Origin of the sequence: Bifidobacterium aesculapii, from assembly GCF_001417815.1 — a bacterium.
In the GTDB taxonomy this organism is placed as follows: domain Bacteria; phylum Actinomycetota; class Actinomycetes; order Actinomycetales; family Bifidobacteriaceae; genus Bifidobacterium; species Bifidobacterium aesculapii.
Genome location: NZ_BCFK01000067.1, coordinates 43,851 through 67,295, shown reverse-complemented (window position 1 = coordinate 67,295; position 23,445 = coordinate 43,851). Strand labels below are relative to the sequence as shown.

Sequence of the window (23,445 nt, the reverse complement as noted above, 5' to 3'; positions counted from 1 at the left end):
GGGCCTTCCCTCCTCCAGTCGGCTTCGCCGACGGCCCCCCTCGTCAGAGGGGGCCGTTTCGCGGCAGCGTCCCGTCAGAGGGGGCTGTATTCCGTTTACGCCTCGGCGGCGGCCTTCATGGCCACGGCGCCGACGTAGTAGACGGGCTTGTCGAAGTTCGGCTGGAACAGGAAGTCCACGTTCGCGAGCTGGTCGATGGTGAACTTCGCCTGGATCGCCATCGAGATGACGTTCGCGGCGCCGGAGATGTCGGCCTTCGAGCAGAACTGGCCGCCCTTGACCTCGCGCGTTTCCGGATCCCACGTGAGGATCGACGTGACCGGCGTGGTGGTGAGCATGAAGTCGGGGCGGTAGTCCTCGGTCAGCTCGGTCTCATGCACCGTGAGTCCCCGGCGTTCCGCACCGGCCTTCGCGAGTCCCGACGCGGCGAGCGACAGGTCGTACAGCTGCACGGCGCTGGTCGCCTGCGTACCGAGGTATTTGACGGTCGGTTTGTCGATGTTGCGGCCGACGAGCAGGCCCTGACGCACCGCGTTCGTGGCGAGCGGGATGTAGTCGTGCTTGCCGGTCGGGTTGTAGAAGACGGTCGCCGAGTCGCCGCACGCGTACACGTCCGGCGCGGAGGCGCGCATGTAGTCGTCGACGACGATCGCGCCGTTCGGCAGCATGTCGACCTGCCCCTTGAACAGGTCGGTGTTCGGCAGGAACCCGACCGCGAGGATCGCCATCTCGGCCGTGTATTCGCCCTTTTCGGTGACGACGGTGACGGTGTCGTCGTCGTTGTCACGGAACGCGGTCACCTTCTGCCCGAGCGCGAGCGTGACGCCGTGCTCCTCGAACGCGGCGGCCACCTGGTCGGTGATCTGCTTGTCGAAGTTGTTGGCGAGCGGACGGTCGAGCCCGTCGACGAGCGTGGTCTTGACGCCGGTGAGCGAGAACTGTTCGGCGATTTCCGCGCCGATGTAGCCGGAGCCGATCACCACCGCGGACTTCGCCTCTTTCGCCTTGGACTTGATGGCGATGGCGTGGTCCCAGTTCTTGCACAGCAGCACGTGCGGGCTGTCGATGCCGGGGATCGGCGGCACGACCGGACGCGAGCCGGTGGTGACGACGAGCTTGTCGAAGGCGAGGGTCTCCGGCTCGGCGGACGGGTCGTCGACCGGGCGGTAGGCGAGCGTCTTGCCGGCCACGTCGACGGACGTCACGTCGGTGCGCATGTGCATGGTCGCGCCGGCCTGGGCGAGCTGCTCCGGCGAGGAGTAGAACATCTTCTTCGGGTCGGACACGTGGTCGCCCACCCACAGCGCGATGCCGCAGGAGAGGAACGAGAGGGTGCCGTTGCGCTCGAACACGTGGACGGTCCAATCGGGGTGTTCGGCGAGGATCGACGTGGCGGCGAAGGTGCCGGCGTGCGTGCATCCGACGATGGCGACGGTGGTCATGGAATATGCTCCTTTGCGTTGCGGTTGCGGCCGGCGCGCCCGTGCGGCGCGGTGCGGCGCGTTGTGCGGTGACGTCCGGAGTCTTCCGTTGCCTCCGACGTGAACGTTCACCTCTGCCGTCCACCATAGCAAACCGGTCGGCGGAAGTCGGTTGGCGCGCGGTGAGGTTCGACTGACTGTGACGCGGGTCACAGTCACCGGAGGATGCGCGGGCGGTGCGCGGGTGATTTCGCCGCCAGCCGCATCGGCGCATGCTTCACGGTGTTCGCACATGCCTTATGGCACACTGTCTTGTAGTGTTTCGCGGTTCGCATGAGGATGAAATGAGGTAGTCGTGGGCGAAAACGAGAACGATGTGCTGCATGTCGAGGGAGGCAAGCCGCTGAACGGCACGATCAAGGTGCGTGGCGCGAAGAACTTCGTGAGCAAGGCCATGGTGGCCGCGCTGCTCGCCCCCGGCAAGTCGGTGCTCAAGAACGTGCCGGAGATCCGTGACGTGCACGTGGTGTCCGACCTGCTGCGCCTGCACGGCGTGAACGTCGACGTGGACGGCGCCGACGGCGTCGTCACAATCGACGCGACGCACGTGCAGCTCGCGGATGTGGCGGACGTGGACACGCTTTCCGGCTCGTCGCGCATCCCGATCCTGTTCTCCGGTCCGCTCGTGCACCGTCTCGGCGAGGCGTTCATCCCCGCGCTCGGCGGGTGCAATATCGGCGGGCGCCCGATCGACTTCCATCTGGAGACGCTGCGCAAGCTCGGCGCGAACGTCGACAAGGAGCATGAGGACGGCATCCACATCACCGCGCCGAATGGTCTGAAGGGCGCGAAGATCCACCTGCCGTACCCGTCCGTGGGCGCGACCGAGCAGACGCTGCTCGCGGCCGTGCTCGCCGAGGGCAAGACGGAGCTGTCCGGCGCGGCCATCGAGCCGGAGATCATGGATCTCGTGGCCGTCCTGCAGAAGATGGGTGCGATCATCTCCGTGGACGTGGACCGCACGTTCCGCATCGAGGGCGTCAAGGAGCTCAAGGGCTACACGCACACGTCGCTCACCGACCGCATCGAGGCCGCCTCCTGGGCGTCTGCGGCGCTCGCCACGCACGGCGACATCTTCGTCAAGGGCGCGACGCAGCCGGAGATGATGACGTTCCTCAACGTGTTCCGCAAGGTCGGCGGCGAGTTCGACGTGACCGACAAGGGCATCCGCTTCTGGCACCCGGGCGGCGACCTGAAGCCCGTGGCCATCGAGACGGATGTGCACCCCGGTTTCATGACCGACTGGCAGCAGCCGTTGGTCGTGGCCCTGACGCAGGCGAACGGCCTGTCGATCGTGCACGAGACCGTGTACGAGAACCGGTTCGGCTTCACCAAGCCGCTCGTGCAGATGGGTGCCACTATCCAGCTGTACCGTGAGTGCCTCGGCTCCCTGCCGTGCCGCTTCCAGCAGCGCAACTACAAGCATTCCGCGGTGATCTTCGGCCCCACGCCGCTGACCGGCCGCGACATCGACGTGCCGGATCTGCGCGGCGGATTCTCGCACCTCATCGCCGCACTGGCGGCGAAGGGCCCGTCCAACGTGCAGGGCATCTCGCTTATCGACCGCGGCTACGCCGACTTCCGCGGCAAGCTGCACCAGCTCGGCGCCGACATCGACTGATCGGAGGAGTGCTGGGCTCATACAGGGCGTCGATGGCGGGCCCTGCATGGCCCAGCATGAATTCTTAGGCAGTTTTTCCACTTCTTAGGCAGGTCTCGACTTAGTCAGGTCGGGACCTGACTTGTATTTTCAGGGGATTCTCGAGGCTGCGCAGTCAGGGACCTGCCTAAGAAACGTGAAAACTGCCTAAGAAATGAGCCGCCAATCCTCGAATCTGCGGGTGAGCGGCACCATCGCCACGGTGAGCGCGGCCATCGCGGCGGCGCTGGCGAACAGCACCATGGCGACGGGGAAGCGGTCGTAGGCCCAGCCGTACACCATCTGACCGAGCGGCTGGGCGCACATGCACAGCGCGGAGAACATGGCCATGACCTTGCCGGTCATCGTCTCCGGCGTGCTCAATTGGATCGTCGGAATCGTGATGAGGTTCGCGAAGCAGCTGGCGACCATCGTGCCGCAGGTGAACGCCACCAGCACAGTGAGCTTCGCCCATGCGCCGATCGGCAGCAGGAACGCAACGCCCTGCGGCACGAGCAGCAGCACGAACACGGCCAGCGCCATCGGCATGTGCCGCATCGTGAGTTTGGCTGCGAACAGGCCGACGATGAACGCGCCCGCCACGCCGGAGACGCCCACCAGCCCGTCGGCCACGCCGTAGACGGTCGCGTCGAATCCGAGCACGGTGCGGATGGTGTACGGGAATCCGACGGCGGAATACCCGATGACGATGAAGTTCAATCCGGCCGCGCACAACGCCAGCCGGAACACGTTCGGGCGATCATGGGTGAGGAAGTGGATGCCGGCCTTCAAATCCTCGAGCGGCGTGGGCGGCTCCTCGCCGCCGCGGTCGGGCGCGCCGAGTCGGATGAAGCATTCGAGCAGGGCGGCGGTGGCGAAACATGCGACGGTGACCGCCATCATCAGACGGATGCCGAACATCGCGTACAGGACGCCGCCGAGGAAACTCGGCAGCAGGGAACCGAGCTGCTGCGTCTGGTTGACGACCGCCATCGCCTGCCGCATCACGCCCTGACCGTACTTGCGGACCATCTGGGGGAGTGCGGCCTGCACGGTCGGCGTCTCGAACGCGCCGAGCACGGCGAGCAGCACCTGCATCGCCGCGATCGCGACCATGTTGAAACCGATCGCGACGAAGGCGAGCGCGCACGCGAGCACCAGCGTGCCGGAGAGCGCGTCGAGCGCCACCATGATGGTGCGGCGGTTCACTCGGTCGGCGAGCGCGCCGCCGAACGGCGACAGCAGAATCGTCGGGACGATCGACACCGCGAGGATCGAGGCGAAGACCGTGGCGGAGCCGGTCTCGTCAAGCACCCACATCGACATCGCGAACCGCAGCATCAGGTTGCCGAACAGCGAGATGCCCTGCCCCGCGACGAGCAGAATGAAATCGCGCGACAGAAGCGGGGAGCGGGGATGGGGGTGGATGTCCGGAGACGGATTGTTCGGGTTCGGATTCATGATGGTTGCTTCTTCTCCAGGGGGATTCCTGCGGGTTTCGAGTCGTGGGTCAGTCGATCAGGGCTGCGTATCCACGGGAGACGGTTTCGATGAGATCCTTGTCGAGGATTGGCACGCCCAGCCCGGTGCACACCGTGGCCAGCGCCTCGACGCGGTGGTGCAGTTCGTCGGCCGTAGCCGGATAGAACGTGGGGGCAAGCCAGTAGTTGGTCAACAGGGCGAGCAGTTCCGCCGCCTCGCGCGGGTATGCGGTGTCGATGGAGCCGTCGGCGACGCCTTCGCGGATCATCGCATCGAACATGTCGGCGACCTGGGTGCGCCAGACCTTGAGATTGGCGGCCAGGAGCTTCGGATCATGCATCGCGGGATAGGCCGCATTCATCAGCCGCATATGTTCGTTGTCGGCCGCGGAACGACGGAATGCCTCACGTAGTTTGTCCAATCCGGTGAGTCCCGTGTCGTCGATCGCCATGGGGTCGTGGCGGGATTGGTCCTCCTCGCCGAGTGCGTCGAGGATCGCCTCCTTCGACTTGAAGTGGTAGTAGACCGCGCCCTTCGACAGGTCGCCGAGGCTGTCGACGATGTCCTGCATCGTGGTGCCGTCGTACCCCTTGGTAAGGAACAGCCGCTTCGCGACGTCGAGGATGCGTGCGTGGGTGCGTTCCGGATGCCTGTTGCGTGCCATGTCGTGTCTCCCTTCGCGGTGCGCCCCGCGGATTTCCCGGGGGATTCCGTCCGATTGCTGCATACTGCTCCACCCAGTATACATACCGTCGGTCGGTATGTAGATATGGGTCGTCTCGGCGCGATTCTCGTGCGGAAGCCACGCGTGTTTCCGCACGAGAAACGCGCCGATTGATTGATTGATGGGGTCGCCGAGAATGGTGGTCGTCGGGAGGTATGCGTCGAATGGTGCGCCATATCAGGGGTGCGAGAGTTGTTGTGGAGCAGTCGTGCTCCACATGATGAGATTCATGGGAGAGATACGCGAAGTGTGGAGCGATATCGCTCCACACAAACCCATATGCGTAACCGTATACATTTGTGTGGAGCGATAATGCTCCACACAACCCCCCACTTATCCATGTGCGCGCTTGTGTGGAGCACAACTGTGCCACACACGATTTCCGCGGGCTTGTATGGCGCAGTGACGGTGTGAAGACGCGATGGCGCGATGGATGCCGGCGGTGTGACTACGGTGCGGTACAAGGCTGGCGGCACAATAGGGCGCATGGCATCCAAAGGAAAACCGTCGCCGCGATCCGCGGTCGCACCGCTGAGCGACGAGCGCGTCGCCGAACTCGCGAAGCGGCATCGCCTCGTCGACCCGCTGCGCGACTTGCCGACCGGACCGGACCGGCACGTCAACCAGCGCGAGATTGACGCACAGAACCCGAAAGGCACCGCGCGCCTGCTCAAAGGCGTCGACGTGGTCTTCCATGCGAGCTGCAAAACGCGCGCGTGGGGTCTGGAGAACGTGCCGGAGAGCGGCCCGTTCATCACCGCCGCCTCGCATGTGACGATGTTCGACGTGTTCGTGCCGATGGCCAGCCTGTTCCACATGGGCCGTCGCCCGCGTTACATGGCCAAGGCCGAGATGGCGAAGTGGCCGCTCATCGGCAAGTGGTTCCAGCTGGTCGGCATGCAGCCGGTCCAGCGCCATTCCGGCAAGGCCAAGCAGATCGAGGAGACCTCCATCGACATCCTCGTCTCCGGCCGTCCGCTCACCGTCTGGCCGGAAGGCACCGTGACCCGCGATCCGAAGAAATGGGTGATGAGCATCAAGGAGGGTGCCGCCTACATCGCGCTCGAATCCTCCCGCCGTCTCGGCAAGCAGGTGCCGCTGTTCTGCGCCGCCACCTGGGGCGCCGCATCCATCAACCACTGGTGGCCGTGGCCACGCAAGAACGTCGTCATGTGCTACGACCATCAGCTCGACTATGCGGACCTGCTCGAAGGCATGGATTCGTGGGGCGACGAGCCGCCGGTGGAAGCCGTCGAAACGCTCAAATGGCGCATGTTCATCCGCCTCAACGAGCTTCTCGAGGAGATTCGCGGCGAACGGTTCCCCGAAGACGGCTACTGGGATTACCGCACGATGAGCCGCAAGCCGATCGCCGCGCGGGACTGACGCGCGGCACAGGCCGCCCATGCCGGCGCATGGGCGGAGCCGTTAAGATGACAGTCCAGTGGACTGTCATTAGGCGACGCTGAGCGGCGGTAGCCGCGAGGCAGGGATACAGCACCCCATGCGTGGGTGAGTTAAGGAGCAACGCAATGAAGATCACCGTTCTTGGAGCCGGCGCATGGGGTACCGCCTTCGGCCAGGTGCTGGCCGACGCCGGCAACGAGGTGACGATGTGGGCGAAGGAGCCCGAGATCGTCGAAGGCATTCGCACGAACCACCGCAATCACGTGCGTCTGCCGTTCATCGAGCGTCTGCCGGACGCCATGACGGCCACGGGCGACCGCGCCGAAGCGGTCAGGGATGCCGAGATCGTCGTCGTCGCCATCGCCGCGCAGTTCGCCCGCATCGCACTCGAGGAATTTAAGGGACTCATCCCCGACGACGCCATCGTCGTCAGCCTGATGAAGGGCATCGAACGCAACACGAACAAGCGCATGGACGAGGTCGTGCGCGAATCCCTCGACCTGCCGGCCGAACGCTTCGCCGCCATCTCCGGCCCGAACCTGTCGAAGGAGATCGCGCTGCGCCAGCCCTCCGCCACGGTCGTCGGCTGCACGGACCTCGACAACGCGACGAAGGTCGCCAAGGCGTGCACCACCGACTACTTCAAGGCGTTCGTCACCACCGACGTGATCGGCCTCGAGATGTGCGGTTCGCTGAAGAACGTCGTCGCGCTCGCCGTCGGCATGGCGCGCGGCGCCGGCTACGGCGAGAACACGGCCGCGATGATCGAGACGCGCGGCCTGGCCGAACTCACCGCGCTCGGCCAGGCGGCGGGCGCCGATCCGAAGACGTTCGCCGGTCTCGCCGGCGTGGGCGATCTGATCGCCACGTGCGGCTCCCCGCTGAGCCGCAACTACACGTTCGGCGCGAATCTCGGCAAGGGATTGAGCAAGGAGGAGGCGACGCGCGTGAGCAACGGCGTCGCCGAAGGCGTGCCCACCACCGGCGCCGTCGTCGCGCTCGGCGACGAACTCGGCGTGCCCACGCCGCTCGCCTACGCGATGAGCCGCGTGCTCGACGAGGGCATCTCCTGCGCCGACATGCTCTCCCAGCTGTTCGGACGCGAGATCACCGCGGAGTAGGAATCACCGCGGAGTAGGATACGGTACCCGGAACCGATTCAGTCAGTGGAAACGAACGAGGAAACGAACGATATGACCAAGAAGCGCATTGTGGTGTTGTATGGCGGCCGCGCCGACGAACATTCGATCTCCTGCATCTCGACGGCGGGCGTGCTGGGCGCGCTCGACACCGACCGGTTCGAGGCGGTGCCGGTAGGCATCACCAAGGACGGCAAGTGGCTGGTCGACGGCGCCGATCCGCGCGGCTGGAACCTCGACGGCGGCGAGCTGCCGGTCGTCGAGAAGACCGCCGGCTCGCGCGACGTCGTGCTCGACATCGCGCAGGGACAGGACGGCTTCTTCGCGCGCAACGCCGACGGCACGCTCGAATCGCTCGGCCACGTCGACGCCGTGTTCCCCGTGCTGCACGGCCCGTACGGTGAGGACGGCACCGTGCAGGGCCTGCTGGAGATGATGGACGTGCCGTACGTCGGCTGCGGCGTGTTCGCCTCCGCCGCGTGCATGGACAAGCACTACACGAAGGTGGTGCTGGGTGCGGCCGGCATCCCCACCGCGCCCGGCGTGATGGTCGACGCGCGCATCGTACGCCCCGAGGAGGCGCTCGCGAAGGTCGAGGAGGCCGGACTCGAGTACCCGCTGTTCGTCAAGCCGTCGCGCGCCGGTTCCAGCTTCGGCGTCACCAAGGTCGAGCAGGACGCCACGGGCGACCGTGCGGCGCAGGCTTCGGTGCTCGCCGCCGCCATCGCCGAGGCCGGCAAACATGATTGGAAGGTGCTCATCGAGCAGGGCATCGACGGCCGTGAGGTCGAGTGCGCGGTGCTCGCCGCGGAACCCGGCGAGGAGCCGGAGGCCAGCTGGCCGGGCGAGATCGTGCTCGACCATCACGACGACGACCAGTTCTACGATTTCGACTCCAAGTACATGGACGCGTCCGCCAGCCATGTCGAAGTGCCTGCGGACCTGCCGGTCAGCGTCCTCGAGGACGTGCGCGACGTGGCCCGCCGCGCGTTCGTCGCGGTCGACGGCGCCGGTCTGAGCCGCGTGGACACGTTCGTGACGCCCGACGGCACCGTGATGGTCAACGAGATCAACACGATGCCCGGTTTCACGCCGATCTCCATGTATCCGAAGGCGTGGGAGGCGACCGGCGTGGGCTACACCGCGCTCATCACGCGCCTGATCGAAGGTGTGCTGCGCTAGCGTTTCGCGCGCCGATGCCCGTACTGCTCTTTAGTGGGTGACCGCGAGGGGCGACGATATTCTATTCTGGACACGCTCCGGGCCGCTCTGGCCAAGTCTTTACGGTCCAAAACAGAATATCGCCGCCCCTCGCTCCGTTGAGTGGGGACGTCGCGAAACGTAGCATGGGGAGTGGAAGTGGAACAGATATTCGTGCAATATTGACGAAAATGACGTAGTCGTCACAATTTACTTGTAGTTTCCGGGAATTCACCGAACCGCTTCGCAAGGTCGCGGAGCGTTCACCTCGAATCCGGTGTCGCGACAGATAGCGCTCGTACCTTTCTCAATTGGAATTATGGGCCGCGTGAATACAGCGCGAAGGAAAGCCCCGACTCCCTAGAGGCAAGTTGAGTAAAGGAACACACATGAAGAACCTGCGTAAGCTTGCGGCCGGCGCCATCGCCGCCGTGCTCGCGTTCTCGATGGCCGCCTGCGGCTCGTCGAACGCATCCTCCGGCACTGACTCCGGCTCCGCCGGCAAGGCCGTCACCGTCGATGAGAAGTCCGCCAAGGCCACCTCCCTCGCCGACTTCGGCACCATGGACGACCTCGTCGCCGCCGCCGAGAAGGAAGGCGCCCTGAACGTCATCGCCCTGCCGCACGACTGGTCCAACTACGGCGAGGTCATCTCCACCTTCAAGAAGAAGTACCCGAAGATCAAGGTCACCGAGCTCAACCCGAACGCTTCCTCCAAGGAGGAGCTCGACGCCGCCAAGACCAACAAGGGCACCGACGCCGCGCCGGACGTCTTCGACGTCGGCCAGCAGATCGCCGCCACCTCCACCGACTCCTTCGCCCCGTACAAGGTGCAGGCGTGGGACAAGATCCCGGATGAGAACAAGGATGCGAACGGCGCCTACTACGCCGACTACACGGGCATCATGTCCATCGGCTGGAACAAGGACAAGTACGGCGACATCAAGTCCATCAACGACCTGCTCGACCCGAAGTTCGCCGGCACCGTCGCCCTCAACGGCAAGCCCGCCGAGGCCGGCGCCGCCTTCAACGGCTACCTGATGATCAACCAGCTGGCCGGCGGTGACACCACGAACCTGCAGCCCGGCCTCGACTTCTTCAAGAAGCTCAAGGACGCCGGCAACCTCACCACCGTGGACGTGACCAACGGCACCATCGACTCCGGCCAGACCGGCGTCGTCATGGACTGGACCTACAACCAGGCCTCCTACAAGAAGGAGCTCAAGTCCAAGGGCGTGAACTGGGAGTACAAGACCTTCCCGAAGGCCCAGGTCGTGAGCTACTACAATCAGGCCATCAACAAGGACGCCCCGCACCCGGCGGCCGCCCGCCTGTGGGAGGAGTACCTGTACTCCGCCGAAGCCCAGAACCTGTGGTTCAAGGGCGGCGCCAACCCGGTCCTGCTCTCCTCGATGAAGGAGGACGGCACCGTCGACCAGGACACCCTCAAGGACGCCATCACCATCGAGGGCAAGCCGGTCTCCTACACCAACGACGACGCCACCCGCATCACCGAGTGGCTCCAGAACAACTGGGACAAGACGATCGGCAACTGAGCCGATCGGAGTCTGCAAGGGAATCCAATCCCATGACTGCGGCAATCGCACAGAACGGGTCCGTCGCCGGCAAGGCCGCGGGCCCGTCCGCTACTTCTTCCTCCTCCGCGATCGCGCGGCACCGCAAGGAGCTCGGCACCTTCGCGGTGACGATCCCGTTCTTCGCGTACACCGCGTGCTTCCTGCTCGCGCCCACCGTCATCGTGATCGTCGGCGCGTTCCAGACGCGCGACGGCGGCTTCACGATCGAGAACTTCACGAAGCTGTTCGAGCCGAACACCGTCTCCGCGTTCGTCACCTCCATCCTCGTCTCGCTCGCGTCCTCGGTGATCGGCGCGGTCGTCGGCGGCCTCGCCTCCTACGCGCTCGTCATCGGTTCGAAGCCGAACGGCCTGCTGCGTCGCATGGTCTCCGCGATCTCGTCCGTGCTCGCGCAGTTCGGCGGCGTCATGCTCGCCTTCGCGTTCATCGCGACGATCGGCATCAACGGCATCGGCACGATGCTCATCAAGACCGTGACCGGACTGACCGTCAACCCGAACTGGCTGAGCTCCCTGCCGGGCCTTGTGACCGTGTACTGCTACTTCCAGATTCCGCTGATGATCATCATCTTCCTGCCCGCGGTCGATTCGATCCGCCCGCAGTGGCGTGAGGCCTGCGAGTCGCTCGGCGGCAACACGGTCCAGTATTGGACGCGCATCGCCCTGCCGATTCTCGCGCCCCGCTTCATCTCCGCGTTCCTGCTGCTGTTCGCCTCCGCGTTCTCCGCGTACGCGACGGCCGCCGCCCTGTTCTCGCAGCGTTCGATCCTCGTGCCGCTGATGATCCAGGGCGCGATGCGCAACGAGATGGACCCCAACCAGCAGGGCTTCGCCCAGGTGCTGGCATTCGCGATGATCATCGTCGTGGCCATCGTCATGCTGCTGAGCCACGCCGTGGAAAAGAGGGCCGGACGTTGGCAGTGAAGAACGTGAACCAGAATCAGACCGCCGCCGTCAAGGGCGCCATGCCCCCGCAGCTGCGCGCCGCCCGCGTGCGCAAGCAAAGCGTCATCAAGTTCGTCATCCTGTTCATCACGCTGGCGTTCCTGTTCGTGCCGCTCATCGCCATGCTCGTCTTCACGCTGCGCCACCCGCTGTCCGGGCGCTGGTCCGCCGCGCCCTGGATCGCGATCTTCACCGGCAACGGCGAATCGCTCGGCGCCGACCTGACCGTCCTGTGGCAGGGCCTCGGCGCCTCGCTTGGACTGTGCCTCGTGACCGTCGTGCTCATGCTGCTGCTCATGGTGCCCACCATGGTGATCGTGCACATCCGCTCCAAGGCGCTCGAACGCGCCATCGAATGGGTGGCGACCCTGCCGCTGACCATCCCCGCCATCGTGCTCGTCGTCGGTCTCGGACCGATTTACCGCTGGCTGAGCTCCCAGGTGCTCGACACCAACCCGATCTGGCTGTGCTTCGCGTACGTCGTGCTCGTCATGCCGTTCGCGTTCCGCGCCATCGCCGTGGGTCTCAACTCCATCGACGTCAAGACCCTCGTCGAAGCGTCCCGCTCGCTCGGCGCCTCCTGGCCGAAGGTCTTCTTCCGCGTGATCATCCCGAACCTGTGGCAGTCGATCCTGTCCGCCAGCTTCATCTCCATCGCCGTGGTGCTGGGCGAATACACCGTCGCCTCGCTGCTCGGCCGCATGAACCTGCAGGTCGCGCTCTACCAGCTCGGCCAGTCCAACTCCCAGATCTCCACCGCCATGTCGCTGCTCGCCCTGCTGTTCGGCGTGGTGCTGCTCGTCGCGCTCGACCTCATCTCCGAGCGCATCGGCAAATCCCGTACGGGCGAACCCAAGGAAGGCAAGTAACCCATGTCTCTCACAGACCAGAACGTCACCGCCGGCGGCGCCGCGCAGGCCGAGGACGCGTTCAAGAACGATCCGACCGCCACGCTCGAAGGCGTGCGCGGCAAGGACGTCACCAAGGCCGCCAAGGCCCTGCTCAAGGATTCCACCACCCGCGGCGGTGGCATCCAGATGCAGGACGTCGTCAAGATCTACCCCGGCTCCACCGTGCACGCCCTCGACGACTTCAACCTCGACATCAAACCCGGCGAGATGGTCGTGCTGCTCGGCGGCTCCGGCTGCGGCAAGTCCACCGCGCTGCGCTCCCTCGCGGGCCTCGAGGACATCCAGGGCGGGCGCATCGTCGTCGGCGGGCAGGACGTCACCGGCGTACCCGTCAACAAGCGCGGCATGTCCATGGTGTTTCAGGCGTACTCGCTGTTCCCGCACATGACCGCCGTCGAGAACGTCGAATTCGGCCTCGAGGTGCGCGGCGTGGGCCGTGCCGAACGCCGCAAGGTGGCCATGGAGCAGCTTGAACTCGTCGGGCTCGCCGATCAGGCGAACAAGTACACGCAGCAGATGTCCGGCGGCCAGCAGCAGCGTGTCGCCCTCGCCCGCGCGCTCGCCATCAAGCCGCGCGTGCTGCTTCTCGATGAGCCGCTCTCCGCGTTGGATGCGAAGGTGCGCGTCCAGCTGCGCGACGAGATCCGCCGCATCCAGCTCAACACCGGCACCACCACCGTGTTCGTCACGCACGATCAGGAGGAGGCGCTCGCCGTGGCCGACCGCATCGGCGTGATGAACCACGGCCGCATCGAGCAGATCGCCGCGCCGCAGGATCTCTACCAGCGCCCCGCCACCGAGTATGTGGCCACGTTCATCGGACTGACGAACCGTCTGCCCGGCGCTTCCGACGGCACCGAGGCCGTGGTGTTCGGCCAGCGCGTGCCGCTGCTGCCCGGCTCGAAGCAGGGCGATCCGGTGGCCGTGCTCGTGCGCCCGGAGAACATCGCGCTCGTGCGTGCCGGCGAGGCCGATTCTGCGGCGGGCGAGCACGCCCGCGTCGAGGTGATCCACTTCCTTGGTGCCGTGGCGCGCGTCGACTGCGAGATCTCCAGCGGCGAATACCCGCATTGGAACAAGGGCGAACAGCTCAAGGTCACCGTGCAGCTGCCGGCCAACGAGCTGCCCGCCGGTCTTGCCGCCGGCGACGAAGTGGTCGTCACGCCGCGCCCGGTGGCGGCGTTGGCCTGCTGATTCGCTGATGTGGCGGGCCGCTGACGGCTCGCATGAGGATGGCTTGGGATTCCTATGGGAACCCAAGCCATCTGTTGTTGTGATGACACCCCCGTGGCGCGACGTCCGTGTTGCCGGCGTGTCATGGGAATCCGAGATTGCTTTACTTGCGGTAAAGAGTTATACTTTACTTGCATGCAAGTTAAAAGCGATAGTCGCACCGTCGAGACACCGTAACCACGCACTCAAGGAGACCATCATGACCACCGACAGCACGCCCCGCGTCCCGCTGCAAAGCGGCACGCGCGACCGCAACCCCATCGTCCAAGCCGCGTCCGGCACACCGGCGCCCGACGCGACCACGTCCATCGCCTCGTCGTCCGCCAATGCCCCGTCGATCGACGGCGATGCCGCGGCGAACCTGCTCGCGCAACTGCGGCAGGACCGTGAAGCCTCGGCGGAACGCATCATGGCGCCCAACTGGTACTACACGTTCAGCTGCCTGCTCGGCATCGTCACGTGCCTCCTGCTCGCCGATTTCTTCTCACGGGTCGGGTATCAGATGAATGCGGACTGGTGGCGCGCCCACACGGTGCTTTCCGTTTCCGGAATCACGGAATTCATCGCCATCCTCATGGCCACGCACGTCTCGCTGCAGATAAATGCGTGGCGCAAGCAGCAGATCGGCGGCGACTTCGACACGTTCGGCGGGTTGATCGCACCGCGCAACGCCGTGATGTGGACGATGGCGATCGTGTTCTATGCGCTCACCGCCCTGGGCGTCGCCTACATCATCCTTGGACCGTTGGGCCTGCCATGGCTGCCTTATGATTCGGAGGTCGCGCCTTCGATCATCGCTTTGGCGATGGGTGCCGTCGGCGGGCTCGGCGAATACGCGTACGACCGATACTGCGTCCGACTCATGAAGCGTGACGGCTATGACGCGTGAACAGGCGAATAGAAGCGTCGAACCCCGGTTCGACGAGATCATCCACGAACCGATGCGGCTGCGCATCTGCGGACTGCTCTCCGGCATGAAGGAGGTGCCGTTCTCCGCGATTCGCGAAACACTCGGACTGAGCGACGCGATGTGCTCGCGTCACCTCAAGACCCTCGCCGACTGCGGCTATGTGACGTTGACCAAACGCCGGGGCGAATCGAACCGGCACATGGTCACCTGGGCATCCATCACTCCCGAAGGCCGCGCGGCCATGGCGGCCCATCTCGCCGCCCTGCGCGCCATCGCCGCCGGAGACCTGCTCGACGGATGACATGACGTTTCGGTCGAGACGAACGAACGGCATACATGCATACACGACACACATACGGATACATGACACGCGCTTCGGCACCCAAGCCCCGCTCATTCGATGCGGGCTTGGGTGCCGTATGCTGGGCGGTATGAGTGATCAACAGCAGTCGCCGCGGACGGAGCCGGGGGAGTCGATGGAGGGCGAGAACCGCCCGTTCTTCTTGGAGGCGCACCGGCGGTTCACGCTGGTGGGCATCGGATTGTGCGTGACCATCGCGTTCTGGGTGGGGTTGAACACCGTGCTATCCGGCCTGCTGCAGCCGTTCTTCCCCCAAGGCGCGCCCATGTGGGTGTCGTTGCTGCTCTCGTCCGGCCCGTTGTATGCGGTGGCGATGCCGATGGGCATGATGGTGATCGACCGTGTGCCCGCGCTGCAGGCGCGCGAGTTCACGCTCGGCGCGAAACGGTTCTGGACGATGATGATCGTGTGCTTCCCAATCATGGTGTTCGGCAATGTCATCGGCTCGTGGATGTCCGGCGTGATTTCGGGCGGTCAGGCCTCGGACCGCGTCTCCGGCATCATCGCCCGGTCGGACCCGTGGATGAACGCGCTGTTCGTCGTGCTGCTCGCGCCGCTGTTCGAGGAATGGCTGTTCCGCAAGCAACTCATCGACCGTACGCGCCGCTACGGCGAGCGTACGGCCATCGTGCTGTCCGCGTTCGCGTTCGCCATGTTCCACATGAACCTGTACCAGTTCTTCTACGCGTTCGGCCTTGGACTCGTGTTCGCCTACGCGTATATGCGCACCAGCCGGCTGCGGTATCCGGTGATCATGCATATGGTCATCAACGCGTTCGGCTCGCTGATCGGCCCCGGCGCCTTGCGTCTCGCCTCCGGCGGCGATATCCAAGGGCTGCTCGAAGGGTCCACGAGCGAGGCGGCGCTGATGCGTGCGGCCGAATCGAATCCGAGCATGATGGCGGGCGTCATGCTGCTCGGATTGTATGGCGTGCTGATGGTGTGTCTCGTCATCGCCGGCATCGTGCTCCTGTTCGTCAACGTGCGCCGCTTGGAGTTCTATGATCCGCCCGAGCAGCTGCCGAAGTGGTATGGCGCCCGTCTTGCCTTCCTCAACCCCGGCATGGTCGTCTACACGGCGCTCACCGCGGTGCTCGCGTTGTGGACGATGGGATTGCTTCGGTTCTGAGACGCCGTCGGAGGTGCGCCGCGACGCCGCGGCCCGACCTCCGAGCGGTTCTTTTGTTAGGCATTAGGCGCTATTCGGCCGTGTTCGCGGCCGAATGAGGCGCGTCTTCGGTCACCGCTTCCGACGCGCCGCCGTCGCTCACGAGATAGTCGGCCGTGGCGATGGCGCGTGCCGCACGGTCCTTCGCGGTGGAGAGAAACACGCCATCGCGTACGAACAGCATCACCACGCCCTCCGTGCCGTATGGCGAGAATCCGGTGAACTTGACCAGCGGCGGATTGTCCGGCAGAAGCAGCCCGGAAGCGCTTTCCTGCACGCGCCGGAGCATGTCGCGGCTCACTTCGTCCGGGTCGGCGCCACCCTTCACCGTAAACGGCATGGTCACCGTGCTTTCGCTGGCGGCGGTGAGCTTGGTGAGCGACGCCGTGTTGAGCACCGAGTTCGGGATGACCATCCGGTCGCCGCCTCGCGTCTCGACCACCGTGTGCCGCCACGTGATGTCCACCACCGCGCCGGTCACGCCCTGGATGGTGACCTGGTCGCCGGGCCGGATCACATGCCCCATCATCAGGCCGAATCCGCCGACCACGTTCGCGATCGTGTCCTTCAGGCCGAAGGAGAGCGCGACGCCGCCGACGCCGAGCGCGGTGACCAGCGTGGCCGGGTTGATGCCGAACACCGGCTGCAGAACCATGCCGACGGCGAGGCACCATATCACCACGCGTATCAGGTTGATGAAGATGGAGGCGCTCGGAATCGGCACCTGGGAGTTGTCGATGATCTTGCGCACCACGCGCCGCAGCACCCGATCGGCGATTACGGCCGCCACGAACATGATGAGCAGCCATACCAGCTTGCCGGCGTTCAGGCGGAACCACGACAGTATCAGTCCGGTGAAATCTTGAGTATTCATGCGACCAACCATAACGAGCGTTATGGGCAGCCGGTGCATGTCTGCCGGAAAACAGCTGTGAGACGTGTCGTCGGCGTGTCGTGGTGCCGGGCCCGTGCCGGCACGCATCGACCAGCACGGGCCCGGCGCCACGACAACACAACACGCCGTATGCCGCCGCTACCGCTCCTGACGGTCCTGCGCGTGCTCGCGGCAGGTCTGCCCGAGCCCGCGCGCCAGGCGGATCGGATCGAGGATCTCGTCGAGCCGTTCCGCCGGCAGGTCGGTCATCTCGCCGGCCACCTCGCGCACCGTGCGGCCCGAACGCACCGCTTCGGCCGCGATTGCGGAACCCTGCTCGTAGCCGATGTAGTGGTTGAGCGCGGCCGCGATCGACGGCGTCGACTCGGCGTGCGCCCGCCCCACTTCGGTGTGCACGACGATGCCTTCCACGCAGTTGACGCGGAACGTCTCCATCGCGTTGGTGAGCAGCGACATGCCGGAGAGGATCTCATGCACCATGACCGGGTCGAACGCGTTGAGCTGCAGCTGACCTTCGGCCACCGCCCAGTTCACGGTCACGTCCATGCCGAACACCATGAAGCAGCACTGGTTCACGCATTCGGGAATCACCGGGTTCACCTTGGCCGGCATGATGCTGGAGCCCGCCTGCCGGGCCGGCACGTCGAGGTCGTTGAATCCGGCGCGCGGCCCGGAGTTGAGCAGACGCAGGTCGTCGGCCGCCTTCTTCAGGTGCACGGCGAGGTTCTTCAACGCGGCGGAGGTCGCCACGTACGCGCCCATGTCGGTCATCGCCGCCACCGGGTCCGGCGCTGCCGTGACCGGCAGTCCGGTGATGCGCGCCAGATGCTCGGTCGCAGCCTGGCGGAAGCGCAGGTCCGCGCAGATGCCGGTGCCGATGGCCGTGGCGCCGAGGTTCAGTTGCGCGAGCTGCGGAACCAGCTGCTCGAACATCGCCAAATCGGATTTGAGCAGCGTGGCGAACGCGTGGAACTCCTGACCGTAGGTCATCGGCACGGCGTCCTGCAGCTGCGTGCGGCCGATCGTCACGTCGTGGATGTGCTTGTCGGCCAGATCGTGGAACGCGCGCGCGAGGCGCTTGGTCGATTCGGCGAGCGGGTGGATCGCGTCGATGATAGCGAGCTTGCACGCCGCCGGGTACGTGTCGTTCGTGGACTGAGATTCGTTGACGTCGTCGTTCGGGTGGATGTAGCCGTAGTCGCCGCGCGTGCGCCCGGCGAGCTCGAGCGCGCGGTTGGCGATCACCTCGTTCATGTTCATGTTCGATGACGTGCCGGCGCCGCCCTGCATCACGTCCACCGGGAACTGGTCGGCGAGCATGCCGCCTTCGATCTCCAGACACGCCTCGCGGATGAACCTCGCCTTGTCCGCGTCGAGGAGTCCCAACTCCTCGTTCGCGCCCGCGCACGCCCGCTTGACGGTCGCGTAGGCGCGGATGAGTTCGGGGTGCGCGGAGTCCGAGATGCCGGAGACGGGGAAGTTGCCGATCGCGCGCTGCGTGTGGATGCCCCAGTACACGTTCGCGGGCACCGCCATCTCGCCGATGCAGTCGTGCTCGATGCGCACGGCCGGTCGCGCCGGACCGTCCGTCGGCTGTGCGGCGGGCTGCGTTGCAGCCGACGTCGCGGTCGGATCGTACGTTGCGTGGACCTCGTGGGTCGTCTCGTTCGTCATGCTTCCATCATGCTGGTTCCGCGCGCGAAACGCCATCATCGCCGCCCGATTCACCCCTGTGAGAAACCGCACAGGAACGGTCCGCACGCGGCGTTCCGCCGGCGCCCGTCTACCCTTTGTTGAAGATGCGGTTCCAGTAGGCGAGCATGTTCTCCTTGGACATCGACATGTAGATGCCCATGGCGAGCATGGCGACGTCGTCGTTGAGCAGATCGTCCATCGAGATGGTCTCGCGCAGTTCCGGCCACCGTTTGAGGATGGAGAGCAGTCCGCCTGCGGTGAAGTCGAGCAGCAGGTCCGTCTTGAGGTCGAGATGGTCGGAATCGAGCTCGAGCGTCCCGATGAGCGACAGACGCGCGAAATCATGCAGTGACTCGACGAGTTCGGGGGAGCTGTGCGGTCCGGCGAGGAGTGCGAGACGGTCGATGCGCTCGCGTTCGCGCGGCGTGCGCATGAAATGCGTGATGTGCGCGCGCCAATGCTCCTGCGGGTCCACGTCCGGATTCGGGGCGTCGTGGACGAGCGGCGACGACTGCACCTCCGCGAGGATCGCCGCGTCGGCGAGTTCCGGCAGTCCGGAGAAATGGTAGTAGAACGAGTTGCGGTTCACCTGCGCGCTGCGCACGATGTCCGTGACGGTGATCCTGCGGTATTCGCGGTCGGCCAGCAGCTTCCAGAACGCGTCCTGCATGCGTTCGCGGGCGGGCGGGACCGCCGAATCCCTTCGTGGGCGTGACATAGGCGACTCCTGATGGATTCGGATCGGATGCCGGATAGGCGGATGCCGGATGTATTTAGACATCTTGTCTAGACAGTATAGCCAATAACGAGACAACGCCGGCATGCTCACGCCGGACCGCCGCAGCCGTCATTCCCGCGGCTTCTCCCGCTCCTTCGGCCTGCCGCCATTGCGCGCCATCGACGCGCGGATCAGCATCCCCACCGCCTCCAGCAGATGCCGGCGGTCCTGCGCCGACAATCCCAGCATCGAGCCGATCATCGCCGGAATCGACCCCGGGAAACCGTCCACCACCTCGGAGAACGTCGTCGCGCCGTTCGCGTGCAGCACCGCGAACAGCGCGTCCACCGCGCGCTCGCGCTGCTCCGCCGTCAACCCCGCCATCCACGCGTTCAACGATTCGTTGAACAGCTGCGAACTCGACGCAAGATCCGGCTCCGTCACGAAATGATCGCCCTCCACCTGCCAGGAGAACGTGAAATGCTGCATGATGCCGTCCGAATCCGACGTGACCACGCGGCACGGCTCCGGCGTCTCGAAGATCTGCCCCACGATCGACGAGCTCGGCACGATCTTCGTCACCTTCGGCTGGATGTCGAGATACTCGCGCGACGTGACGATGGTCGGCGGGAACCCCGGCCCATCCAACGAATACACGTGACAGATGCGGCGCTGCACCTCGGGATCCGCGTTCATCGCCGCGTACACGGCCAGATTGCCGCCCTTCGAATGACCGGTGAGCACGATGTCGCCACGCCACAGGCGCGCCGCCATGCCCAGATACGCGCTCGCCGCCCGCTGCGCCGGCACCGGGTACTGGAAGGCCATGTTGAAGTCCTCCTTCCAGCCGATGAGCGAATCGTCCGTGCCGCGGAACGCGATGACCATCGTGCCGCCGCGCGTCGGATCCTTCGCGCGGGGCCGGCCCCGCCAATCGCGGCCGTCGGGCAGTATGAACGTCATCGCGGCGAACTGCGTCTGCTCGACCGTGTCGACGTGTTCGACCACCGCGCCCAGCCGGGCCTCGCGGAATCGGGGGGACGCCGCCACCGCGGCGAAGAAGTCATGGGTCGTGTTCGGGTCGACCAGGCCGACGATCTTGGCTTCGTGGTCGTCCGCGCCATCCGGGCCGGCTTCGGCGGCATCCGCGCCGCCGTCGCGTCCGCCGGTCGCGGCGTCGGCGCGGCTGTCGGAATCGGCTTCGGCGGCACCGTCTGCTTCGGCGACGTGATGCGCGCCCGTGGCGGTCGTCCCGTCGGTCGTGGCATCGGCATTTTCGGCGTTTCCGGCTTCGTTGGTATGGCCGGTGTCGTCGGCATGAACGGAGGGAGTCCCTCCGCGCTCCTCGGTCGTGTCGCCGCGCCGCCCACGTTCAGAGTCCGTGCTTCCGCCCTTTCGGACGTCCGCGGAGACCGCCCCTCCGGCGCTCGCGCCGTCAGTCGCGCTCGCGATGCCGGCATCTTCGCCGTCATGCATCGTGGCCTCGGCTTCGGCGAGCGTGACCGACGTGAACGGTTCGCGCATCAGCCCCCTGATCCACAGCCGTGGGTGGCGCGGCTCGAACGTCCGCAGCCGAGCCGCCAACGAAGTGCCGTTCTCCCTGAGTTCCAGCGTGGGGGCGCACGCCGCGACATCCTCATAGGAAAGCGAGGAGAACACCAACGCGTCCACCTCGTTGAATGGCGCGTCCGGATCGGTCAACGGGCGCCGCTCCCTGCACACGTAATCGAACACGTTGCCCATATGCACCTCCCCGGAGTGCCGTTGTCGTGCCGTCATCGGGCCGGTGCCGCCGCACGCGCGCGGCCCCGGCGCTCCACTGTCGTCATCCCCCAAGTCTAATCGCGCCGGTGCGTGCGGTTTTGCGGCAATCGCGGCGATATTGTGCGATATGCGGGCGGTTCGGGCAACGTTCGGCATGGTGCGTCTCCAGCCTGCCGCAGGCGGCTCGTATCAACGCGACACGCCGAAGCGCGGCGACGATTTGCGTGATGGGGGAAAGTCGCGTATCTTAATCACTCGTTGCCTCACGGAAGGCAGCAAACATTGCGGACATAGCTTAGTTGGTAAAGCGCAACCTTGCCAAGGTTGAGACCGCGGGTTCGAGTCCCGTTGTCCGCTCTCGGAAAGCCGGAGTGATTCGGCTTGAAGAACAGGCCCGGGCGGTTGGCGCAGTGGTAGCGCACTTCCCTGACACGGAAGGGGTCACAAGTTCGAATCTTGTATCGCCCACGAGCGTGGATACGAAGGATTCGCGCAATAACAGAACACGGGGCTATGGCGCAGCTGGTAGCGCATCTCCATGGCATGGAGAGGGTCAGGGGTTCGAATCCCCTTAGCTCCACTCGAAGAGAAGACCGGCGGTCCGCCGGTTTTTTCGTCGGAGCGCCGATTGCAACGTCGGCGCGCTATGGGCGATTGGCGCAGCGGCTAGCGCACTTCGTTCACACCGAAGGGGTCGTAGGTTCGATTCCTACATCGCCCACCCGCTTATCCCGTCACGATGCCACGCATCGCGGCGGGATTTTTCGTATCATCGGCCACAGGTTGCGTTCAGCGTTTGCCCGCGTCCTGCGCCATGCGCAGTTCGATCGCGAGACGATAGTATCCGATGAGCTTGTCGACCATCGCGGGCCATGTGCGCCCACGCACCACGTCGAGCCCGGCCGCGCCCATCCGCCGCCGCAGCGATGCGTCGCCCAGCAGCTTGGCCACGCACTCGCGCAGGTCGGTGTCGTCCTCGTCGTGCGGGTCGAACAGCAGTCCGGTGCCGCCTTCGTCCACCAGGTCGAGCGGTCCGCCGCTTGCCGGCGCGACGACCGGCAGTCCGCTCGCCATCGCCTCCTGGATGGTCTGCCCGAACGTCTCCTCCGCGCCGGTGTGAACGAACGCGTCCAACGCGGCGTACGCGTCGGCGAGGTCGCGTCCGTGCAGCATGCCGGTGAACACCGCGTTCGGCAGTCGGCGCCGCAGTTCCGGCGCGCTCACGCCGTCACCGACGATGACGAGCCGCATGCCGAGCCCGTCGAGCGCGACGAGCCGCTCCACCTGCTTCTCCGGCGCGAGACGACCCACGTACCCGACGACCGGCAGTCGGCCGTCGTCGCTCCACTCGCGGCGCCACGCGCGCGTCTGCGCGTCGTCGGCGCGCGAGGGGCCGAATTGCGTGGTGTCGACGCCGCGGCCCCACAGCCGGATGAGGTCCGGGTCCACGCCGAACGTTTCCAGACGCCGCCGCGCGTCGTCCGTGGGGGCGAGCGTCAGCGTCGACAGATTGTGCATGCGTGCGATGCGTTCCGCGACGATGCGTTCCGCCTGTTCGCCTGCGGTCTTGCCGATGCGCCGGAGCCATTTCGTGTGCTGCGGCCAGTCGTCGTCGGTCGCGGCGCCTTCGGATACGGCGCCGTTCACGCCTTTCTCGCCGGTCACCGCCTCGCGCGCGAACCGCCGCGCGTACTGTGCCACGTCGGTCTGGTAGATCGCGACGGTCGGCACGCGCAGCTCCTCGCCGGCGAGGAGCGCGGCGTGGCCGAGTTTCGAAATCGGTGCGGCCACGTGGATGACGTCCGGTTTCGGCCCGTCGAGAATGCCGCGGATCACCGACGTCTTCGTCGTGACCGCCACGTTGAACTTCTGGATGGGCAGCGACGGCACCTCCGCGACCGGGTATCCCGCGTATGTGCCGCCTTCCGGCGCGGGGCCGGGGGCGATGACGCGCGCGTCGAACCCGCGTTCGGCGAACCGGTCGAGGATGTGCTTCACGCTGCCCGACACGCCGTTCGTCTGTTCCAATGACGATTCGCTGACGATGAGCACCCGCAGCGGCCGTTCCTCGAATGCGGCGCCGTCGTCAGGCGACGTGGCGGCGGATACGGGGGATGACGGGATGGCCGATGACGGCGCGGGCGCGTTGGTATTCATGGTTTTCCAGTGTAGGGAG

The 23,445-nt window shown here is 65.8% G+C and carries 19 protein-coding genes and 4 tRNA genes; 15 read left to right on the top strand and 8 right to left on the bottom strand.

Features of this window, described 5'->3' with window-relative positions:
* Nucleotides 1-95: 95 nt before the first annotated feature.
* Nucleotides 96-1,442, bottom strand: coding sequence for an NAD(P)/FAD-dependent oxidoreductase (locus BFAL_RS09030; protein ID WP_055428055.1), 1,347 nt, complete (start codon nucleotides 1,440-1,442; stop codon nucleotides 96-98).
* Between the two features lie 334 nt (nucleotides 1,443-1,776).
* On the opposite strand from BFAL_RS09030, the gene murA reads away from it, so the two are divergent.
* A complete protein-coding gene (gene murA, locus BFAL_RS09025; protein ID WP_055428054.1) occupies nucleotides 1,777-3,102 on the top strand; it encodes a UDP-N-acetylglucosamine 1-carboxyvinyltransferase in 1,326 nt (441 codons plus the stop codon).
* A 186-nt stretch (nucleotides 3,103-3,288) separates the two neighbouring features.
* On the opposite strand, the gene BFAL_RS09020 is transcribed toward murA, so the two are convergent.
* Nucleotides 3,289-4,581 carry an MFS transporter gene (locus BFAL_RS09020; RefSeq protein ID WP_055428053.1) on the bottom strand — a complete coding sequence of 431 codons (1,293 nt, stop codon included), beginning with the start codon at nucleotides 4,579-4,581 and terminating at the stop codon, nucleotides 3,289-3,291.
* 49 nt (nucleotides 4,582-4,630) lie between these two features.
* Complete coding sequence (locus BFAL_RS09015) at nucleotides 4,631-5,266, bottom strand: TetR/AcrR family transcriptional regulator (protein WP_055428052.1); 636 nt, start codon at nucleotides 5,264-5,266, stop codon at nucleotides 4,631-4,633.
* A gap of 546 nt (nucleotides 5,267-5,812) precedes the next feature.
* Between BFAL_RS09015 and BFAL_RS09010 the strand changes: the two genes are divergently transcribed.
* The 10 genes from BFAL_RS09010 to BFAL_RS08965 all read left to right on the top strand — a co-directional run bounded on the left by BFAL_RS09010 (nucleotide 5,813) and on the right by BFAL_RS08965 (nucleotide 16,158).
* Nucleotides 5,813-6,712: a lysophospholipid acyltransferase family protein gene (locus BFAL_RS09010; RefSeq protein WP_055428051.1), complete on the top strand. Its 900-nt coding sequence runs from the start codon at nucleotides 5,813-5,815 to the stop codon at nucleotides 6,710-6,712.
* Nucleotides 6,713-6,858: 146 nt separating this feature from the next.
* On the top strand, nucleotides 6,859-7,854 hold the full coding sequence (locus BFAL_RS09005; protein WP_055428050.1) for an NAD(P)H-dependent glycerol-3-phosphate dehydrogenase: 996 nt from the start codon (nucleotides 6,859-6,861) through the stop codon (nucleotides 7,852-7,854).
* Nucleotides 7,855-7,926: 72 nt separating this feature from the next.
* Nucleotides 7,927-9,054 carry a D-alanine--D-alanine ligase family protein gene (locus BFAL_RS09000; RefSeq protein WP_055428049.1) on the top strand — a complete coding sequence of 376 codons (1,128 nt, stop codon included), beginning with the start codon at nucleotides 7,927-7,929 and terminating at the stop codon, nucleotides 9,052-9,054.
* Between the two features lie 407 nt (nucleotides 9,055-9,461).
* Nucleotides 9,462-10,628 carry an ABC transporter substrate-binding protein gene (locus BFAL_RS08995; protein WP_055428048.1) on the top strand — a complete coding sequence of 389 codons (1,167 nt, stop codon included), beginning with the start codon at nucleotides 9,462-9,464 and terminating at the stop codon, nucleotides 10,626-10,628.
* A gap of 32 nt (nucleotides 10,629-10,660) precedes the next feature.
* Nucleotides 10,661-11,593, top strand: a complete 933-nt coding sequence (locus BFAL_RS08990) for an ABC transporter permease (RefSeq protein ID WP_055428047.1) — start codon at nucleotides 10,661-10,663, stop codon at nucleotides 11,591-11,593.
* A 41-nt stretch (nucleotides 11,594-11,634) separates the two neighbouring features.
* Nucleotides 11,635-12,483 carry an ABC transporter permease subunit gene (locus BFAL_RS08985; protein WP_055428061.1) on the top strand — a complete coding sequence of 283 codons (849 nt, stop codon included), beginning with the start codon at nucleotides 11,635-11,637 and terminating at the stop codon, nucleotides 12,481-12,483.
* A gap of 3 nt (nucleotides 12,484-12,486) precedes the next feature.
* A complete protein-coding gene (locus BFAL_RS08980) occupies nucleotides 12,487-13,719 on the top strand; it encodes an ABC transporter ATP-binding protein (protein ID WP_055428046.1) in 1,233 nt (410 codons plus the stop codon).
* 238 nt (nucleotides 13,720-13,957) lie between these two features.
* Entirely contained in the window at nucleotides 13,958-14,647 is a 690-nt protein-coding gene (locus BFAL_RS08975) for a nucleotide exchange factor GrpE (RefSeq protein WP_055428045.1), read from the top strand.
* Nucleotides 14,637-14,969 carry a transcriptional regulator gene (locus tag BFAL_RS08970; RefSeq protein ID WP_055428044.1) on the top strand — a complete coding sequence of 111 codons (333 nt, stop codon included), beginning with the start codon at nucleotides 14,637-14,639 and terminating at the stop codon, nucleotides 14,967-14,969. Before BFAL_RS08975 ends, BFAL_RS08970 begins: the two co-directional genes overlap by 11 nt.
* A 130-nt stretch (nucleotides 14,970-15,099) precedes the next feature.
* Complete coding sequence (locus tag BFAL_RS08965; protein WP_160319051.1) at nucleotides 15,100-16,158, top strand: CPBP family intramembrane glutamic endopeptidase; 1,059 nt, start codon at nucleotides 15,100-15,102, stop codon at nucleotides 16,156-16,158.
* A 70-nt stretch (nucleotides 16,159-16,228) separates the two neighbouring features.
* Here BFAL_RS08965 and BFAL_RS08960 read toward each other — a convergent pair whose 3' ends face one another.
* The 4 genes from BFAL_RS08960 to BFAL_RS08945 form a co-directional block, all read right to left on the bottom strand.
* Nucleotides 16,229-17,071, bottom strand: a complete 843-nt coding sequence (locus BFAL_RS08960) for a mechanosensitive ion channel family protein (protein WP_152973612.1) — start codon at nucleotides 17,069-17,071, stop codon at nucleotides 16,229-16,231.
* A 159-nt stretch (nucleotides 17,072-17,230) separates the two neighbouring features.
* Nucleotides 17,231-18,766 carry an aspartate ammonia-lyase gene (locus BFAL_RS08955; RefSeq protein WP_082440493.1) on the bottom strand — a complete coding sequence of 512 codons (1,536 nt, stop codon included), beginning with the start codon at nucleotides 18,764-18,766 and terminating at the stop codon, nucleotides 17,231-17,233.
* 109 nt (nucleotides 18,767-18,875) lie between these two features.
* The gene (locus tag BFAL_RS08950) at nucleotides 18,876-19,505 is read right to left on the bottom strand and encodes a TetR/AcrR family transcriptional regulator (RefSeq protein ID WP_055428041.1); all 630 of its coding nucleotides are present in this window, start codon (nucleotides 19,503-19,505) and stop codon (nucleotides 18,876-18,878) included.
* A 129-nt stretch (nucleotides 19,506-19,634) separates the two neighbouring features.
* The gene (locus BFAL_RS08945; RefSeq protein WP_236691725.1) at nucleotides 19,635-21,248 is read right to left on the bottom strand and encodes a DUF2974 domain-containing protein; all 1,614 of its coding nucleotides are present in this window, start codon (nucleotides 21,246-21,248) and stop codon (nucleotides 19,635-19,637) included.
* A gap of 305 nt (nucleotides 21,249-21,553) precedes the next feature.
* Between BFAL_RS08945 and BFAL_RS08940 the strand changes: the two genes are divergently transcribed.
* The 4 genes from BFAL_RS08940 (at nucleotide 21,554) to BFAL_RS08925 (ending at nucleotide 21,990) form a co-directional block, all read left to right on the top strand.
* Nucleotides 21,554-21,626, top strand: a tRNA-Gly gene (locus tag BFAL_RS08940).
* A gap of 39 nt (nucleotides 21,627-21,665) precedes the next feature.
* Nucleotides 21,666-21,737: transfer RNA gene (locus tag BFAL_RS08935), tRNA-Val, on the top strand.
* A gap of 39 nt (nucleotides 21,738-21,776) precedes the next feature.
* Nucleotides 21,777-21,849 (top strand) — tRNA-Ala (locus tag BFAL_RS08930).
* Between the two features lie 68 nt (nucleotides 21,850-21,917).
* Nucleotides 21,918-21,990: transfer RNA gene (locus tag BFAL_RS08925), tRNA-Val, on the top strand.
* 68 nt (nucleotides 21,991-22,058) lie between these two features.
* On the opposite strand, the gene BFAL_RS08920 is transcribed toward BFAL_RS08925, so the two are convergent.
* On the bottom strand, nucleotides 22,059-23,426 hold the full coding sequence (locus BFAL_RS08920) for a glycosyltransferase (protein WP_055428040.1): 1,368 nt from the start codon (nucleotides 23,424-23,426) through the stop codon (nucleotides 22,059-22,061).
* Between the last annotated feature and the right edge of the window lie 19 nt (nucleotides 23,427-23,445).